The organism is Streptomyces sp. NBC_00310, assembly GCF_036208085.1.
Taxonomy (GTDB): Bacteria; Actinomycetota; Actinomycetes; order Streptomycetales; family Streptomycetaceae; genus Streptomyces.
Genome location: NZ_CP130714.1, coordinates 3,751,279 through 3,769,125 on the forward strand (window position 1 = coordinate 3,751,279; position 17,847 = coordinate 3,769,125).

General features: G+C 71.2%; 11 protein-coding genes and 3 tRNA genes. 6 read left to right on the forward strand and 8 right to left on the reverse strand.

All coding sequences use genetic code 11. The features are described from left to right. Positions 1-541 precede the first annotated feature (541 nt). The 3 genes from OG202_RS16505 to OG202_RS16515 all read right to left on the reverse strand — a co-directional run bounded on the left by OG202_RS16505 (position 542) and on the right by OG202_RS16515 (position 943). Positions 542-615, reverse strand: a tRNA-Ile gene (locus OG202_RS16505). Between the two features lie 176 nt (positions 616-791). Beyond that, positions 792-864 (reverse strand) — tRNA-Asn (locus OG202_RS16510). Positions 865-870: 6 nt separating this feature from the next. Continuing rightward, a tRNA-Asn gene (locus OG202_RS16515) sits at positions 871-943 on the reverse strand. 175 nt (positions 944-1,118) lie between these two features. Between OG202_RS16515 and OG202_RS16520 the strand changes: the two genes are divergently transcribed. The 4 genes from OG202_RS16520 (at position 1,119) to OG202_RS16535 (ending at position 6,831) form a co-directional block, all read left to right on the forward strand. Then, positions 1,119-1,424 (forward strand): YtxH domain-containing protein, encoded by a 306-nt coding sequence (locus OG202_RS16520; RefSeq protein WP_326582959.1) that lies wholly within the window; start codon positions 1,119-1,121, stop codon positions 1,422-1,424. Positions 1,425-1,493: 69 nt separating this feature from the next. Continuing rightward, positions 1,494-2,948, forward strand: coding sequence for an FGGY family carbohydrate kinase (locus OG202_RS16525; protein ID WP_327729809.1), 1,455 nt, complete (start codon positions 1,494-1,496; stop codon positions 2,946-2,948). Positions 2,949-3,163: 215 nt separating this feature from the next. Continuing rightward, on the forward strand, positions 3,164-4,897 hold the full coding sequence (locus tag OG202_RS16530; protein WP_328223007.1) for an ABC transporter ATP-binding protein: 1,734 nt from the start codon (positions 3,164-3,166) through the stop codon (positions 4,895-4,897). Next, entirely contained in the window at positions 4,897-6,831 is a 1,935-nt protein-coding gene (locus OG202_RS16535; protein WP_328223008.1) for an ABC transporter ATP-binding protein, read from the forward strand. The genes OG202_RS16530 and OG202_RS16535 overlap by 1 nt, the downstream gene beginning before the upstream one ends. Positions 6,832-7,051: 220 nt before the next feature. Here the strand turns inward: OG202_RS16535 and OG202_RS16540 are convergent, their stop codons facing one another. The 5 genes from OG202_RS16540 to OG202_RS16560 all read right to left on the reverse strand — a co-directional run bounded on the left by OG202_RS16540 (position 7,052) and on the right by OG202_RS16560 (position 14,391). Then, positions 7,052-8,374, reverse strand: coding sequence for an RNA polymerase sigma factor (locus OG202_RS16540; protein WP_327729806.1), 1,323 nt, complete (start codon positions 8,372-8,374; stop codon positions 7,052-7,054). 214 nt (positions 8,375-8,588) lie between these two features. Then, positions 8,589-10,490: a DNA primase gene (dnaG, locus tag OG202_RS16545; protein WP_327729805.1), complete on the reverse strand. Its 1,902-nt coding sequence runs from the start codon at positions 10,488-10,490 to the stop codon at positions 8,589-8,591. A 113-nt stretch (positions 10,491-10,603) separates the two neighbouring features. Then, on the reverse strand, positions 10,604-11,869 hold the full coding sequence (locus tag OG202_RS16550; RefSeq protein WP_326582953.1) for an NAD(P)/FAD-dependent oxidoreductase: 1,266 nt from the start codon (positions 11,867-11,869) through the stop codon (positions 10,604-10,606). A 104-nt stretch (positions 11,870-11,973) separates the two neighbouring features. Continuing rightward, entirely contained in the window at positions 11,974-13,263 is a 1,290-nt protein-coding gene (locus OG202_RS16555) for a deoxyguanosinetriphosphate triphosphohydrolase (RefSeq protein ID WP_326582952.1), read from the reverse strand. 264 nt (positions 13,264-13,527) lie between these two features. Beyond that, positions 13,528-14,391, reverse strand: a complete 864-nt coding sequence (locus tag OG202_RS16560) for a sirohydrochlorin chelatase (RefSeq protein WP_327729804.1) — start codon at positions 14,389-14,391, stop codon at positions 13,528-13,530. Between the two features lie 229 nt (positions 14,392-14,620). Here OG202_RS16560 and OG202_RS16565 point away from each other — a divergent pair, with 229 nt between their 5' ends. Both OG202_RS16565 and OG202_RS16570 read left to right on the forward strand, forming a co-directional pair. Beyond that, positions 14,621-15,334 carry a SanA/YdcF family protein gene (locus tag OG202_RS16565; protein WP_405893855.1) on the forward strand — a complete coding sequence of 238 codons (714 nt, stop codon included), beginning with the start codon at positions 14,621-14,623 and terminating at the stop codon, positions 15,332-15,334. A gap of 280 nt (positions 15,335-15,614) precedes the next feature. Continuing rightward, positions 15,615-17,810: a molybdopterin oxidoreductase family protein gene (locus OG202_RS16570; RefSeq protein WP_328223009.1), complete on the forward strand. Its 2,196-nt coding sequence runs from the start codon at positions 15,615-15,617 to the stop codon at positions 17,808-17,810. Positions 17,811-17,847 lie beyond the last annotated feature (37 nt).

Consider the following 17,847-nt stretch of genomic DNA (forward strand, 5'->3'; position numbering starts at 1 on the left):
CGGCGGCGGCCGGCTCTGGGGTCAGCTTTCGGCCCCACCCCGCTGGGTGGGAACGCCTGTGCTGCGGAGCGGCTGAACAAGGAGATCCGCCGCCGCACCGACGTGGTCAGGATCTTCCACCCCCGCGCCCCCTGATCCGCTTGGTCGGCGCGGTCCTGGCGGATCAGAACGTATCTGCGCCGCCTCCGGTGCATGCCCAGTACTCGACCAGCCGTGCCACGGGTGGCAGCCCCATGCCCGCGCAGCAGGCGAAAGAGAAAACGATCAGCGCCAGGGCCCCGCCAGCGCGGGCACGTCGGCGCCGCCTTGGTCCCTGTCTGGTTCCTGAACCTTCGTTCCGAGCTGGAAAGCAGCCGCCCCGGAAGCCGGTGACAACCTTGACCGCCCACTCCGCCGCAGGTCAGATGGGGTCGGAACCTTCCGAGCGGCGCGACGTGCGCGCGGTTCCAACGACGCGCGCAGCGGATTCTTTCCGTTGAGGCGGAGTTGACGCTCCAACACCTCACGAGGAACGTTTCCGCAGGTCATACGACGTTAAAGGTGGGGCGGGTGGGACTCGAACCCACGGCCGACGGATTATGAGTCCGCTGCTCTAACCGGCTGAGCTACCGCCCCGTACGGCGTGTCGCGTACATGTGTGCGCGCCGTCTGCCGCAGCATAGCCGCTCATACGATCTCCTGCTTCGGATGGTCGGCCTTCGCATGCGCTTCTTGACCTTGAGGACTTCGGCGCGGCACACGCGGTTCCCCCGGACATGAAAAAGGACCCCGTCGGGGTCCTTCCTCTGTTGCTCTCCCGACTGGACTCGAACCAGTAACCTGCCGGTTAACAGCCGGCTGCTCTGCCAATTGAGCTACGGAAGATCGAAGCTCCCCCGACTGGACTCGAACCAGTAACCTGCCGGTTAACAGCCGGCTGCTCTGCCAATTGAGCTACGGAGGATTGCCTCGTTGCATCGAACGTACCTCCCTGGGTATTCGCCAGGGGGCGTGCGCTCGCTGCGACACATACATTAGCGCAAGCAGGGGGGTGCTCCGCCAATCGGTATCCCCCGCGCCCGTCGCCCGCGCAGGGCAACGCAAGGGACCGACGCAGACGTAAGGGAAGGGTGGCCGCCATGCGCTATCGGCTCACGTTCTTTGCCGGACTGGCCCTGGGCTACGTGCTCGGCACGAAGGCCGGACGCGAACGCTACGAGCAGTTGAAGAAGTCCGCGCGACAGGTCGCGCAGAACCCCGCCGTGCGCAACACCGCCGAGTCGGCCGCGCAGCAGGGGCGTGTCTACGCGGGCAAGGCGTACCACGTGGTCAGCGAGAAGGTCGGGGACCGTGTGCCCGACCTGGTCGCCGAGCGGGTCCGCTCGCTGCGCGCCCGCAACGCGAACGGCTCCGCCGGAGACGACTGGGGTACCAGCAATACATAGGGACCACATCGAGTCGACCCGACCGACGCCCGGCGCCCCCACCCCTTCCCGTGCGGCAGAATTTCTGCCATGGGGATAGTCGCCGGGCTGGACAGTTCGCCCGATTTTACGCGCATTGTCGTCTGTGACTCGGACACAGGGGCCGTGCTCAGGCAGGGGTATGCCCCGCACCCGCTGGAGTCGGCGGAGGGCGGGGGCCGCCCGTCGGACGTCGATCCGCAGGCGTGGCTGCTGTCCCTGGGCGAGGCGGCCACGGGCGGGCTGCTGGAGGGCGTGCAGGCCATCGGGGTGTCGTCCCAGCAGAACGGGCTGATCGCGCTGGACGCACAGGGCAACACCGTGCGCCCGGCGATGGTCGGCGGCGACAAGCGGACCCAGGTCGCGGCCGCGGACCTCGTCGACGCGCTCGGGGGGCGCGGCGCGTGGGCGGAGGCCGTGGGCTGCGTGCCGGGGGCCGCGCAGCCGGTGACCAAGCTGCGCTGGATGAGCCGTACGGAACCGGATGCCGCGATGCGGACGGCCGTACTGCTCCAGGCGCACGACTGGCTGGTGTGGCAGTTGCTGGGGCGGCCGGTCAGAAGGACCACGGACCGGGGCGGGGCGTCCGGGACCGGATACTGGAACGCGGCGACCGGGCAGTACCGCACGGATCTCGTCGAGATGGCCCTCGGGCATCAGGTCATGCTCCCCGAGGTGCTCGGCCCCTCGGACGCCGCCGGTACGACGCCGGAGGGGCTCCTCATCTCCGCCGGCACCGGTGAGACCATGGCCGCCGCCTTCGGGCTCGGCATCGGGCTCGGTGACGCGGTGGTGTCGCTGGGGGCCTCCGGGTCCGTCATGGCCGTCCACACCACGGCGCTCGTCGACTCCTCCGGGATGATCACCTCGCTGGCCGATGCCACGGGGATGCATCTGCCGGTCGTCACCACGCTCAACGCTGTACGGACGTTGCGCGGGGCGGCCGAGATGCTGGGCGTGGCCGATCTGGAGGGGCTGTCCGACCTGGCGATGAAGTCGACGCCGGGGTCGCACGGGCTGGTGATGCTGCCGTATCTGGAGGGCGAGCGGACGCCGAATCTGCCGCACACGGCGGGGACGCTGGCCGGGCTGCGGCGGGAGTCGATGAAGCCGGAGCACTTCGCGCGGGCCGCGTTCGAGGGCATGCTGTGCGGGCTCGCGGACGCGCTGGACGTGTTGCGCGGCCGGGGCGTGGACGTGCGGCGGATCTTCCTGCTGGGTGCGGCGGCGGAGCTGCCGGCGGTGCAGGCGGCGGCGCCGGCGTTGTTCGGGGCGCAGGTGGTGGTGCCGCAGCCGGCGGACTACGCGGCGGTGGGCGCCGCGCGGCAGGCGGCGTGGGCGCTCGGGGTCTCGCAGGGGGCGCTCGATCCGCGTACGCCGCCGATGTGGCCTGGGGCGGCGGCGCAGGTGCTGGATCCCGGGGACGAGTTGGCCGTCGGGCAGGCGGTTCGGCAGCAGTACGTCGCGGTGCGCGAGCAGACGCATCCCGGGGCGTTTCGGGCGTAAGCCGCCTGGCGGGGTGCCGGGTGGGTGGTCCGGCGGCTGCGGGTTCGTTGTGGCTGGTCGCGCGGTTCCTCGTGCCCCTGAGGCGGCCCCAGCTGCAAAGTTCCGGCATCGAAGCTTCACCGTCGGGTTAATTCGGTTGAGGTAACGCGGGTGGAGTGTCCGACGATGGGGGGTGGTGCGTCCCGAACCCCGTCTTCGACCCCGAGAGATCTCGCGTGCTCATACGATTGCTGAGAAGTCATCTTCGTCCCTACCGGACACCGATCACCCTGTTGGTGCTGCTGCAGTTCGTGCAGACGTGCGCCACGCTCTACCTGCCCACGCTGAACGCGGACATCATCGACGAGGGCGTGGTGGAGGGGGACACGGGTTACATCCTGTCCTTCGGCGCGCTGATGATCGGTATCTCGTTGGTGCAGGTCGTCTGCAACATCGGGGCCGTGTACTACGGCGCCCGCACCGCCGCGGCGGTCGGCCGGGACATCCGGGCCGCCGTGTTCGACCGGGTGCAGTCGTTCTCGGCGCGTGAGGTCGGTCACTTCGGTGCTCCGTCGCTGATCACGCGGACGACGAACGATGTGCAGCAGGTGCAGATGCTGGTGCTCATGACGTTCACGCTGGTGGTGTCGGCGCCGATCATGTGCGTCGGCGGCATCGTGCTGGCGCTGGGGCTGGACGTGCCGTTGTCGGGGGTGCTCCTCGCCGTCGTCCCGGTGCTCGGTGTTTCCGTCAGCCTGATCGTGCGCCGGCTGCGCCCCCTGTTCCGCACGATGCAGGAGCGGCTGGACACCGTGAACCGGGTGCTGCGGGAGCAGATCACCGGCAACCGGGTCATCCGGGCCTTCGTGCGGGACGACTACGAGAAGGATCGGTTCCGGAAGGCGAACGTCGAGCTGACGGATGTATCCCTGGGAACCGGGCGGATGCTCGCGCTGATGTTCCCGATCGTGATGACGGTCATCAACCTCTCGTCGATCGCGGTGGTGTGGTTCGGTGCCCATCGGATCGACAGCGGCGGGATGCAGATCGGCGCGCTCACCGCTTTCCTCGCCTATCTGATGCAGATCGTCATGGCTGTGATGATGGCCACGTTCATGTTCATGATGATGCCGCGCGCGGAGGTGTGCGCCGAGCGCATCCAGGAGGTGCTGGACACCGGGACGAGTGTGGTGCCGCCGGCCGAGCCCGTACGGGAGCTGCGGCGGCACGGGTTCCTCGAGGTACGGGGTGCGGGCTTCCGCTATCCGGGTGCCGAGGAGCCGGTGCTCCGGTCGATCGAGGTGGCGGCGCGGCCCGGTGAGACGACCGCCGTCATCGGGTCCACGGGCAGCGGCAAGTCGACGCTCCTCGGGCTGGTCCCCCGGCTGTTCGACGTCACCGACGGCGAGGTGCTGGTGGACGGCGTCGACGTACGGACGCTCGATCCGAAGCTGCTGGCCAGGACGGTGAGCCTGGTGCCGCAGAAGCCGTACCTCTTCTCGGGGACCGTGGCGACGAACCTGCGGTACGGCAATCCGGACGCCACCGACGAGGAGTTGTGGCACGCGTTGGAGGTGGCGCAGGCCAAGGAGTTCGTCGAGCGGCTGGAGAGCGGGCTGGACTCGCCCATCGCGCAGGGCGGGACGAACGTCTCCGGCGGGCAGCGGCAGCGGCTCGCGATCGCGCGGACGCTGGTGCAGCGCCCGGAGATCTATCTGTTCGACGACTCGTTCTCCGCGCTCGACTACGCGACCGACGCCGCCCTGCGCGCCGCGCTGGCGCGGGAGACCGCCGACGCGACCGTCGTGATCGTGGCCCAGCGGGTGGCGACCATCCGGGACGCCGACCGGATCGTCGTCCTCGACGAGGGCCGGGTCGTCGGCACCGGACGCCACCACGAGCTGATGGCCGACAACGAGACCTACCGGGAGATCGTCCTCTCCCAGCTCACGGAAGCGGAGGCAGCCTGATGGCCGGGCCGTTGGCACGGATGGCGGGGGCCGGAGCCCCCGATCAGCGCTCCATGGACTTCAAGGGGTCCGGGAAACGGCTGCTCGCCCAGTTCAAGCCCGAGCGGTTCACGATGTACGCGATGATCGTGTGCGCCGTGCTCAGCGTGGGTCTCTCGGTGCTCGGGCCGTGGATCCTCGGCAGGGCGACCGACCTCGTCTTCGCCGGTGTCGTCGGGCGGGAGATGCCGGCGGGGCAGACCAAGGCCGAGGTGCTGGAAGGGCTGCGGCAGCGCGGCGACGGCGGGGTCGCCGACATGCTGCAGGGCACGGACTTCACGCCGGGCGAGGGCATCGATTTCGACGCCGTCGGCGGCGTGCTGCTGGTTGCCCTCGGCATCTTCCTGGTCGCCGGGCTGCTGATGGCGGCGGCCACGCGGCTCTCCAACCGGGCCATCAACCGGACCGTCTACCACATGCGCGAGGATCTCCAGGCGAAGCTGTCGCGGCTGCCGCTGTCGTACTTCGACCGGCGGCAGCGCGGTGAGGTGCTGAGCCGGGCGACCAACGACATCGACAACATCGGCCAGACGCTCCAGCAGTCGATGGGCCAGCTCGTCAACTCGCTCCTCACCATCATCGGTGTGCTGGTGATGATGTTCTGGGTGTCGCCGCTGCTGGCGCTGGTCGCGCTGGTGACCGTACCGGTGTCGTTCGTGGTCGCCACGCGCGTCGGCAAGCGGTCGCAGCCGCACTTCGTGGCGCAGTGGCGGGTCACCGGGAAGCTCAACGCGCACATCGAGGAGATGTACACCGGGCACACGCTCGTGAAGGTGTTCGGGCGGCAGGAGGAGTCGGCGCAGCAGTTCGCCGAGGAGAACGAACGGCTGTACGAGGCCGGGTTCAAGGCCCAGTTCAACAGCGGGATCATGCAGCCGCTGATGTTCTTCGTGTCGAACATCAACTATGTGCTGGTCGCGGTGGTGGGCGGACTGCGGGTCGCGTCCGGCACGCTGTCCATCGGTGATGTGCAGGCCTTCATCCAGTACTCGCGGCAGTTCTCGATGCCGCTGACGCAGGTGGCGTCCATGGCGAACCTCGTGCAGTCGGGGGTCGCCTCCGCCGAGCGGATCTTCGAACTGCTCGACGCGGAGGAGCAGGAGGCCGACGCCGTGCCCGGGGTGCGGCCGGAGGAGCTGCGGGGGCGGGTGGCGCTGGAGGGGGTGTCCTTCCGGTACGACGCCGACAAGCCGCTGATCGAGGATCTGTCGCTGGTGGTGGAGCCGGGGCACACCGTGGCGATCGTGGGGCCGACGGGGGCCGGGAAGACGACCCTGGTGAACCTGTTGATGCGGTTCTACGAGGTCACGGGTGGGCGCATCACCCTCGACGGGGTCGATGTCGCGTCCATGTCCCGGGACGAACTCCGGGACGGGATAGGGATGGTGCTTCAGGACACCTGGCTGTTCGGGGGGAGCATCGCGGAGAACATCGCGTACGGGGCGTCCGCCGCGCGGAAGGTCACGCGGGGGGAGATCGAGGAGGCGGCGCGGGCCGCCCATGCGGACCGGTTCATCCGGACGCTGCCGGACGGGTACGACACCGTGATCGACGACGAGGGGACCGGGGTGAGCGCGGGTGAGAAGCAGCTCATCACGATCGCTCGGGCGTTCCTGTCGGATCCGGTGATCCTGGTGCTGGACGAGGCGACGAGTTCGGTCGACACGCGCACCGAGGTGTTGATCCAGAAGGCCATGGCGAAGTTGGCGCATGGGCGTACGTCGTTCGTGATCGCGCATCGGTTGTCGACGATTCGGGATGCGGACACGATTCTGGTGATGGAGAACGGGGCGATCGTGGAGCAGGGGACGCACGCGGAGTTGTTGGCCGCGGACGGGGCGTACGCGCGGCTGTACAAGGCGCAGTTCGCGGAGGCGGTTGCGGAGGTGGACTGAGGGGGGGTGGGTGTGCGGGGGTGTTTTCGCCCCCGCCGCCCCTACCCGTCCCATCCAGCAGGGGCTGCGCCCCTACGACCCCCAGACGTCCGTCCGGTGGGGGCTGGTCGCGCAGTTCCCCGCGCCCCTGGAAAAGCAGGGCTGCGCCCCGTGCTCTTCCAGGCCCGCCACAGGCCCGACGCACCCGCACCCGCACCCGCACCCGACAACCAAAACCCCCTCAGTCCAGGTAGCCCCTCAGTTGGTCCGCGAAGGCGTGGTCCCTGAGTTTGTTGAGCGTCTTGGACTCGATCTGCCGTATGCGTTCGCGGGTCACGCCGAAGATGCGGCCTATCTCCTCCAGCGTGCGGGGGCGGCCGTCGGCCAGGCCGTAGCGCAGTTGGACCACCTTGCGTTCGCGTTCGCCGAGGGTGGAGAGGACCGCTTCCAGGTGTTCGCGCAGGAGCAGGAACGCGGCCGATTCCACGGGGCTCGCGGCGTCGCCGTCCTCGATGAGGTCGCCGAGGGCCACGTCGTCCTCCTCGCCGACCGGGGCGTGGAGCGAGACCGGTTCCTGGGCGAGGCGGAGGACCTCGCTGACGCGTTCGGGGGCGAGGTCGAGGTGGGCGGCCACTTCCTCCGGGGTGGGCTCGTAGCCCCGCTCCTGGAGCATGCGGCGCTGGACGCGGACGACCCGGTTGATCAGCTCGACCACGTGGACGGGGACGCGGATCGTGCGGGCCTGGTCGGCGAGGGCGCGGGACATGGCCTGGCGGATCCACCAGGTCGCGTAGGTCGAGAACTTGTAGCCGCGGGCGTAGTCGAACTTCTCGACGGCCCGGATGAGGCCCAGATTCCCTTCCTGGACCAGGTCCAGCATGGTCAGGCCGCGGCCGACGTAACGCTTCGCCACGGAGACGACGAGCCGTAGGTTCGCCTCGATGAGGCGGCGCTTGGCCATGCGGCCCATGACGACCAGCTTGTCGAGGTCGAGGGCGAGCCGGGTGTCGAGGTCGCAGGCGCTGCCGAGCTTCTCCTCGGCGAAGAGACCGGCCTCGACGCGGCGGGCCAGGTCCACTTCCTCCACGGCCGTGAGCAGCGGGATGCGGCCGATCTCGCGCAGGTACTGGCGGAACAGGTCGGACGAGGGGCCGCCGGTGTCCGCGCGGCTGCGCGGCGGCTCCACGGGCTCCGGGGGCTCGGCCGTCTCTATGGCCTCCACCACCACGGCGGTCGGTGGTTCGTCGAGCTCGGGCGGGCCGTCCGGCGCCGCCTCGGGGTGGTGCGCGGCGCGGCTCTGGGCGGGCACCGCGGTGATGACGTCGGTCTCCGCGTCCGGCTCCGCGCCGTCGGTACCGATGGCCGTACTGGTGTCGTTCTGTACGAGGGTCTGGGTCTGCACGGGGGCGACCTCCAGGAATGTCGCTGCCAGGGCGTACGGCAGCGGTACGTCTGGGATGGCGCGGGCGGCCTCTCCGCCGTCCATCCCGTACTCATCGAGCGGAACCGCGGGGATCTCGGACCCGTGGGGGACGGGTCGGCCGCGCTCCGAGGACTCAGGCACCGGAACCCAGTGTGGAGTACGACACACAGCCGCCACGAGGGGCGTGCGGTGACTTTTTGCGTCCGGCCGGTGACCTCACGGTTACTGTGCCGTACGAGTGCGCCGCTGAGCGGCCCTGAAACAGCTTGAAGGCCGTACGGAACGGGGTGGCTCCGGCGCGGGATTGGCATGTGCGCCGGGGACGTTCAGGCCCGGGGCGCCGACGGGCGGGGCGTCAGAGCGCCTCCGCGCCCCTCTCCCGCAGCGCCTGGTCGTACTGCTGGAGCACCCACAACTCGTTCTGTACGGCGGCCAGCTGGGCCGGGTCGCCCTGGGCGGTCGCCCTCGCCAGGCTGCCCTGGACGTCGCGCACGCGGCGTTCGACGGCCCGGCGGCGCACGGTGACCAACTGCGCGCCCGCGTACACCTCGTCGACCGTCTTGCGCATGATCGCCTCGACGGCCAGCTCGGTCACCATGGCCCGCACCGTGTCGTCCGGTGCCGCCTCGCGGACCCGGACCAGATACTCCTGGGGGTCCTCGGCCCCGAACTCGACGCCGCCCGCCTCGATGATCGCCTCGCGGACGGCGGCGTACTGGTCGGCGGTGAACTCGTCGACGCCGTACGCGTCGAAGGCGGGGGCGACCAACTCCGGCCGCTGGAGGGCGAGTTTGAGGAGTTCGCGCTCGGTGGCGAACACCGGGTTGCGCAGGGTGAGGGCCGGGCCGGAGGGGGGCCGGCCGTTGGACTCGTAGGACTGTGCCTGGCGCTGTGCGGCCGGGGCGGGGCCCTGGCCGCCCCGGTCGCGGGCCCAGCGGGCCAGCTGGGCGACGCGCTTGACGACGAACTGGGTGTCGAGGATGCCGAGCATGCCGGCGAGCTGCACGGCCACCTCGTGCTGGGCGCCGCTGTTCTTGATGCGGGCCACGACGGGTGCCGCCTCGTCGAGGGCGGCGGCCCGGCCGGCGGGCGTCTCCAGGTCGTAGCGGGCGACGATCTGGCGGAGGGCGAACTCGAAGAGCGGGGTGCGGGGTTCGGTCAGCTCGGCCACCGCCTCGTCCCCCTTCGCCAGGCGCAGCTCGCACGGGTCCATGCCGTCCGGGGCGATCGCGATGTACGTCTCGGCGGCGAACTTCTGGTCGTCCTCGAAGGCGCGCAGGGCCGCCTTCTGGCCGGCCGCGTCGCCGTCGAAGGTGAAGATCACGCGGGCCGAGCCGTTGTCCATCAGCAGGCGGCGGAGGATCTTGATGTGGTCGCCGCCGAAGGCCGTGCCGCAGGTCGCGATGGCCGTGGTGACCCCGGCGAGGTGGCAGGCCATGACGTCCGTGTAGCCCTCGACCACGACGGCCCGGCTGGCCTTGGCGATGTCCTTCTTGGCGAGGTCGATGCCGTACAGGACCTGGGACTTGCGGTAGATCGCCGTGTCGGGGGTGTTGAGGTACTTGGGCCCGTTGTCCGCCTCGTAGAGCTTGCGGGCGCCGAAGCCGACCACGTCCCCGCCGATGTCGCGGATGGGCCACATCAGGCGGCCCCGGAAGCGGTCGATGGGGCCGCGGCGGCCCTCCTGGGACAGCCCGGACAGGAGCAGTTCCTTGTCGGCGAAGCCCTTGCCGCGCAGGAAGCGGGTGAGGTGGTCCCAGCCCTGGGGGCTGTATCCGACGCCGAAGTGGACGGCGGCGGCCTGGTCGAAGCCGCGCTCGGCGAGGAAGATCCGGCCGGTGTCGGCCTCGGGGCTGGTGGCGAGCTGTTCCGCGTACCACTCGGCGGCGATCTTGTGCGCCTCGACCAGGCGGATCCGCTCACCGCGCTGGTGGGAGGGGTTGTACCCGCCCTCCTCGTAGCGCAGGGTGATGCCGGCCTGGCCGGCCAGCCGCTCGACCGCCTCCGAGAAGGACAGGTGGTCGACCTTCATCACGAACGTGATGGTGTCGCCGCCCTCCTGGCAGCCGAAGCAGTGGAAGAGTCCCTTGCTCGGGCTGACCTGGAACGACGGCGACTTCTCGTCGTGGAACGGGCAGAGTCCCTTGAGGTTCCCACCGCCCGCGTTGCGCAGCTGGAGGTACTCGGACACCACGGCGTCGATCGGGACCGCGTCCCGTACCGCCTTCACGTCCTCGTCATTGATCCGTCCTGCCACGCGTGAATTCTACGGTGGCGTTCTGACATCCCTGTGCCCCGAAGGGCCACGGGGAACTGCGCGACCAGCCACATACGGCCCGCAGTCGCCCGCGACCCCACCCCGGCAACCCCTTAGGCGATCAAGCTCTCCAAAGGCACCTGAGGATTCGAGAGCGCGTCCACATCGACCCGCGCCCGGGACCGGATCAGCTTCTGGATCGGCTCAGTGACATCCCACACGTTCACGTTCATCCCGGCCAGCACCCGCCCCTCCTTCACCCAGAACGCGATGAACTCCCGCTTCCCGGCGTCCCCCCGGATCAGCACCTGGTCGTACGACCCGGGCGGCGCCCATCCCGAGTACTCCATCCCCAGGTCGTACTGGTCGGAGAAGAAGTAGGGCACCCGGTCGTAGGTGACGTCCTTGCCGAGCATCGCCCGCGCGGCCGTCGGCCCGCCGTTGAGGGCGTTGGCCCAGTGCTCGACCCGCAGCCGGGTGTCGAAGAGGGCGTGCGGGAAGGACACGACGTCGCCGGCGGCGTAGATGGAGGGGTCGGACGTACGGAGCCGGGCGTTCACCATGATGCCGCCGCCCTGTGACCGGTCGGCCAGCTCCAGCCCGGCGGCTTCGGCGAGGCCGACCCGCGGCGCCGCTCCGATGGCCGCGAGGACGTCGTGCGCCGGGTGCTCCTCCCCCGTGTCCGTGCGGGCCGCGAGGACCATCCCGTCCTGGCCGACGATCTCGGTGAGCCTCGCGCCGAAGTGGAAGCGGACGCCGTGCTCACGGTGCACCTCGGCGAAGAGGTTGCCCAGTTCGGGGCCGAGCACGCCGTGCAGCGGCGTCGGCTCGGGCTCGACGACGGTCACCTCCGCGCCGTACTCGCGGGCCGCGGCCGCCACCTCCAGACCGATCCAGCCGGCGCCCGCGATGACGAGGTGGCCGTTGTCGCGGCCGAGCGCGGCCAGGACGCCCTTGAGGCGCTCGGCGTGGGCGAGGCGGCGCAGATGGTGGACGCCCGCGAGGTCGGTGCCCGGGATGTCCAGGCGGCGGGGCTCGGCGCCGGTCGCGATCAGCAGGGTGTCGTAGTGGACCAGGGTGCCGTCGTCGCCGAAGCGGACGGTCTTGGCCGTACGGTCGATCGCGTCGACGGTCTGGCCGAGGTGCAGCTCGATGTCGTTGCGCGCGTACCAGGACGGCTCGTGGACGAAGACGCTGTCGCGCTCCTCCTTGCCGAGCAGATAGCCCTTGGACAGCGGCGGACGCTCGTAGGGGTGGTCCCGTTCGTCGCAGATCAGTATCACGCGGCCGGTGAAGCCCTCCGCTCGGAGCGTCTCGGCCGCCTTCGCGCCGGCGAGACCGCCTCCGACGATGACGAATGTCTGATCCGCGTCGACCACTTGATGCCTCCTCTTAAGGGTGCGTCCACATGCGAGCGTCCCGCACACAGCGTGATGCGGGAAGAGGTAGTGACCCGATCAGGCCACGGAGGGTCACGTCTCTGTCACGTCCGCCCCGTCAGTCTCGCGTGCAACGAGCGGGCGGAGGGGTCGGTGAGGGAGGCGATCTGGTCGACGATCACCCGCTTGCGGGCACGGTCGTCCGGAGCCGTGTCGAACAGCGTGCGGAACTGGGGTTCGAGTCCCTCCGGCGCGCGGGCGGTGAGCGCCTCGGCCAGTTCGGCGACGACGATCCGCTGGTCGGCGCGGAGCCGCTCCTGCTCGGCCCGCTGCATCACATACCGGTCGGCGACGGCCTTGAGGACCGCGCACTCCAGACGCGCCCCGCGCGGGACGACCAGTTCGGCGGCGTACCGGGTGAGGGGGCCGGTGCCGTACGCCTGCCGGGTGGCGGCCTCGGCGGCGAGGCAGAAGCGGCCGATGAGCTGGCTGGTGGCGTCCTTCAACCGGGCCTGGGCGACGGCCGTTCCGTCGTACCCGTGGGGCCACCACTCCTGGTCGAGGAGGCGGTCGAGGGCCTCGGCGAGTTCGGCCGGGTCGGTGTCGGCGGGGACGTACCGGCCGCGGGCCACCTCGAACACCGCCTGCCGTTCGGGCTCGGCGTGCAGGCAGTTGGGGTCGATGTGGCCGGCGTGCAGGCCGTCCTCGACGTCGTGCACGGAGTACGCCACGTCGTCGGACCAGTCCATGACCTGGGCCTCGAAGGTCGTGCTGGTGCCGGGGGCGTCCTTGCGGACCCAGTCGAACACCGGGCGGTCGTCGTCGTAGACGCCGAACTTGGAGGACGTCGGGTCGGTGGGGTGGCCGCCGCGCGGCCAGGGGTACTTGGTGGCGGCGTCCAGGGCGGCGCGGGTGAGGTTGAGGCCGACGCTCACGAGGTCGCCGGTGGTGTCCGACCGTACGAAGCGTTTGGGCTCGATCCTCGTCAGGAGGCGCAGGGACTGCGCGTTGCCCTCGAAGCCGCCGCAGTCCTCGGCGAATGCGTTGAGTGCCTGTTCGCCGTTGTGGCCGAACGGGGGATGGCCGAGGTCGTGGGAGAGGCAGGCGGCCTCCACGAGGTCGGGATCGCAGCCGAGGGCCGCGCCCAGTTCGCGGCCGACCTGGGCGCACTCCAGGGAGTGGGTCAGGCGGGTACGGGGGCTGGCGTCCCAGGCCTGGGTGCGGGTGCCGGGCGTGACCACTTGGGTCTTTCCGGCGAGTCTGCGCAGGGCCGAGGAGTGGAGCACGCGGGCGCGGTCGCGTTGGAAGGCTGTGCGACCCGGGCGTTTGTCGGGCTCGGGGGCCCAGCGTTCGGTGGAGAGGGGGTCGTAGCTGGGGGGTGCGGTGCCTTCCATGACTCGACAGTAAGGGGAGGCGGTGACAAATGGGTGCGCCTGATCGTCCGCCGGGTGCGGATGGACGCCGGGTACGGATGGACTCCGGGTACGGATGGACTCCGGGTACGGATGGACGCCGGGTGCGGGTTGTTCGTGGCTGGTCGCTCCCCCGCTCTCGACTTCGTTCGAGCGGGAGGGACTCCCATCGCGGCGGAGCCGCATGTCAAGTACAGCCCCGCGCCCCCGACCGGGCGCTGACGCCGGCCGGGAACCGCATGGCCCCTATGCCGACGCCAGCGCTCGCTCCACCGTCGTCCCGGGCGTCGCCGACGCCTGGTCGTAGCGGTGCAGGATCAGTTTCGCCATGGCCGGGTGGGCGCCCAGGGGGGTCGCGGCGATCCAGGGGGCCGCCTCCGCGCACTCCCTGGCGAAGCGGCCGGGGGCGGTGAAGTAGGAGGCCACGGCGATGCGGGTACGGCCTCGGGCGGTGAGGGCGCGGACGGCTTCGCCGACGGTGGGGGCGGCGGCGGAGGCGTAGGCGGGGACGACCGGGACGCCCAGGCGGTCGGCGAGGAGCCGGGCCGTGCGGCCGGTGTCCTCGGCGGCCTCGGGGTCGCGGGAGCCCGCGGCGGCCAGGACGACGGCGCTCGTGCGGCGGTGTGCCTCGCTCGTCCTCGTGCGCCAGCCGGCCTCGACGAGGCGGGTGTGCAGGGCCTCCACGAGGAGGGGGTGCGGGCCGAGGGGGGCGGCGAGGCGGGTGCGGGCCTCGGCGGCCTCGGCCATCTCGGGGATGTCGTGCTTGACGTGGTAGCCGCGGCTGAGGAGGAGGGGGACGAGGACCGCCTCCCGGTCGCCGAGGGCGGCGAGGGTGTCGGGGAGGAGGGGCTCGTTCAGCTCGATGTGGCCGAGTTGCACGGAGAGGCCGGGGCGCTGCTCACGGACACGCTCCATGAGGGTGCGCACGGTCGCCAGGGCGCGCGGGTCGCGGCTGCCGTGTGCCACGAGGACCAGCGCGGGCGGGGCCGGGCGCCGGGTCCCGTCGCGGGAGACGAGGCTGAGCTGGGAGGCCAGCTGGTCACTGATCAGGTTCATGATGTGCGCCGTACTGTCGAGGTCCGCGTTCGACTTGCTCGTCGTCGCCGTCATGCACCGATGGTGCCGGGAGGAGGTTGCCTCCCCGTTGCACGGTGGTGACGGGTGTTTTCCGGCGGTTCACCGTGCGCCGTGCGGGTGTGTGAACCTCCATGACCTGGTGTTTCGACTCGTCCGAGTGAAGCTTGTCACGCTGGGCGGTGAACCGGATCGATGCGGATGACGTCTTCGTTGGTCGGAAAGGCGGGCGCTGTCGGGCCCGTCGGAAACAACCAGGACACATATGGGGTCCGGCGAACGGGGGTGGGCGGCCGTGAGGCGTCTCGGGCGGGTGATGCGGCTGCCGCGTACGCGGACGGGGCGGCGGCGGGCCGTGCAGGCGGTGATGCTGCTGTGCGCGCTGGCGCTGTTGCCGGCCACATGGATGTTCACCGCGGCCGACGACCGGCTGCGGACCACGGCCGACGTGCCGCGTACGGAGGTCGCGATGGTCTTCGGCGCGGGGCTGTGGCAGGGCGAGCCGTCCCCGTACCTCGCGCGCCGGCTGGACGCGGCGGCCGAGCTGTACCGGTCGGGCCGGATCAAGGTGGTGCTGGTCACCGGGGACAACAGCCGCGAGGAGTACGACGAACCGGACGCGATGCGCGCCTATCTCACCGAGCACGGCGTGCCCGACGGCCGCATCGTCAGTGACTACGCCGGGTTCGACACCTGGGACTCCTGCGTCCGCGCCAGGAAGATCTTCGGCGTCGACCGGGCGGTGCTCATCAGCCAGGGCTTCCACATACGCCGGGCGGTCGCGCTCTGCCAGGAGGCGGGCGTCGAGTCGTACGGCGTCGGGGTGCGGGACCGCCACGACGGGACCTGGTACTACGGCGCCACCCGGGAACTGTTCGCGGCGGGCAAGGCTTCCCTGGACGCCCTGTTCGAGCCGGACCCCCACTTCCTCGGGCCGGAGGAGACGGGGGTCGCGAAGGCGCTGGCGTCGGCGGGTTAGTACTTGACGCGGGCCTGACGGGCGCAGGCCGGGCGGCCGTCGCCGTGCGGGCCCGGCCCCTCCCGTTGACGGTGCCCCAGGTGCCCCGGTCGATGGCGCAGCCCGCCTACGGCGACGGAATCGGGGCATCGGCACTCCCGTTCGCCATGGCTCAGGAGCCCCGCGCCCCGGTCCGGAACCGGCTCCTCACGCCGGGCCCGGGCGCGCCGGGAGGTCCCCGTGCCGGTCGCGTAACGGAGAGCGTCCCGGCACGTAACACGCCCGACGCACGCTGGGCGGTATGCCGAACTCCGCGACGCCCACCCACTGCCCGTACTGCGCCCTGCAGTGCGGAATGAACCTGACGCCCGGTGCGGACGGGACCGAAGGGGTCGTAGTGGTCACGGAGCGCGCGGACTTCCCGGTGAACCGGGGAGCGCTGTGCGGCAAGGGCCGTACGGCGCCGGCGGTGCTCTCGTCCCGGGTCAGGCTGACCAGTCCCTTGGTCAGAAGGGCGGGCGTCCTGGAACCCGCCTCCTGGGACGAGGCACTCGACCGGATCGCCGAGGGGCTCACCCGCACGCGTACGGAACATGGCCCGGACGCGTGCGGCGTGTTCGGCGGCGGCGGGCTGACGAACGAGAAGGCCTACGCCCTCGGCAAGTTCGCCCGCGTGGTGCTCGGCACCTCGCAGATCGACTACAACGGCCGTTTCTGCATGTCCTCGGCGGCGGCCGCCGGGATCAAGGCGTTCGGGCTGGACCGGGGGCTGCCGTTCCCGCTGGAGGACATCCCGAAGACCGGGTGTGTCGTCCTCGTCGGGTCCAACCTCGCGGAGACCATGCCGCCGGCTCTGCGCTATTTCACCGAGCTGAAGGACAACGGCGGCAAGCTGATCGTCATCGATCCGCGCCGCACCCGTACGGCCGAACAGGCCGACCTGCATCTGTCGCCGCGTCCCGGCACCGATCTCGCCCTGGCCCTCGGACTGTTGCACCTGATCGTGGCCGAGGGGCGGACGGACGAGGAGTACATCCGCGAGCGCACCAGCGGATGGGAGGAGGCCCGGGCGGCGGCCATGGCGCACTGGCCGGAGTACGTGGAGCGGATCACGGGGGTGTCCGTTCCCGAACTCCGCGAGGCGGTACGGCTGTTCTGCGAGCCGGAGCACGCGATGGTGCTCACCGCGCGCGGGCCCGAGCAGCAGTCCAAGGGCACGGACACGGTCGGCGCGTGGATCAACCTCACGCTGGCGACGGGCCGTGCCGGACGGCCGCTGTCCGGATACGGCTGCCTCACCGGGCAGGGCAACGGGCAGGGCGGTCGCGAACACGGCCAGAAGGCCGACCAGCTGCCCGGCTACCGCAAGCTGGTCGACCCCGAGGCCCGCCGGCACGTCGCCGAGGTCTGGGGCGTGGACCCGGACAGCCTGCCCGGACCGGGCCGCAGCGCGTACGAACTGCTCGACGCGCTCGGCGGCGACATCAAGTCCCTGCTGCTGATGGCCTCCAACCCGGTGGTGTCGGCGCCGCGCGCCGCGCACATCGAGGAGCGGATCAAGTCGCTGGACTTCCTCGCGGTGTGCGACGTCGTGCTGTCGGAGACGGCGGCGCTCGCGGACGTCGTCCTGCCGGTGACGCAGTGGGCGGAGGAGACCGGCACCATGACCAATCTGGAGGGCCGGGTGCTGCTGCGGCGGCGGGCGATCACCCCGCCCGACGGCGTCCGCAGCGACCTGGAGATCATGCACGAGCTCGCCGACCGGCTGGGCGTCGAGAAGGGCTTCGCGACCGACCCCGAGGAGGTCTTCGAGGAGCTGCGCCGGGCGAGCGCGGGCGGGCCCGCCGACTACTCGGGGATCACCTACCGGCGGCTGGCGGAGGAGAACGGGGTGTTCTGGCCCTGCCCGACACCGGCCGCCCCGGCCACCGACGCGCGCCCTGTCCCGGCCGCCGACGCGCACCCCGCCCCGGCCGCCGACGCCCGCCCCGTCCCGGCCGCCGAGGCGCGCCCCGTCCCGCCGACCGAGGTGCACCCCGGCACCCCGCGCCTCTTCCTCGACCGGTTCGCCACGGAGGACGGCCGCGCCCGGTTCGTGCCCGTCTCGCACCGGGCGGCGGCCGAGGAACCGGACGCCGAGTACCCGGTGCTGCTCACCACCGGGCGGGTGGTCGCCCAGTACCAGTCGGGCGCCCAGACCCGGCGGGTCGACGAGCTGAACGCCGCCGCGCCCGGTCCGTTCGTGGAACTGCACCCCCGGCTGGCCGAGCGGCTCGGCGCGGCGGAGGGCGACCCGCTGGCCGTGGTCTCCCGCCGGGGCCGGGCCGTGGCCCCGGCCCGCATCACGACCAACATCCGCCCCGACACGGTCTTCATGCCGTTCCACTGGCCGGGCGAGGGCCGCGCCAACACCCTGACCAACCCCGCGCTCGACCCCACCTCCCGCATGCCGGAGTTCAAGACGTGCGCGGTGCGGGTGGAGGCGGTGGGCAAGTAAGGGCCCGGGTGTCGTGCGTCGGGGCGAGGACGGGCTC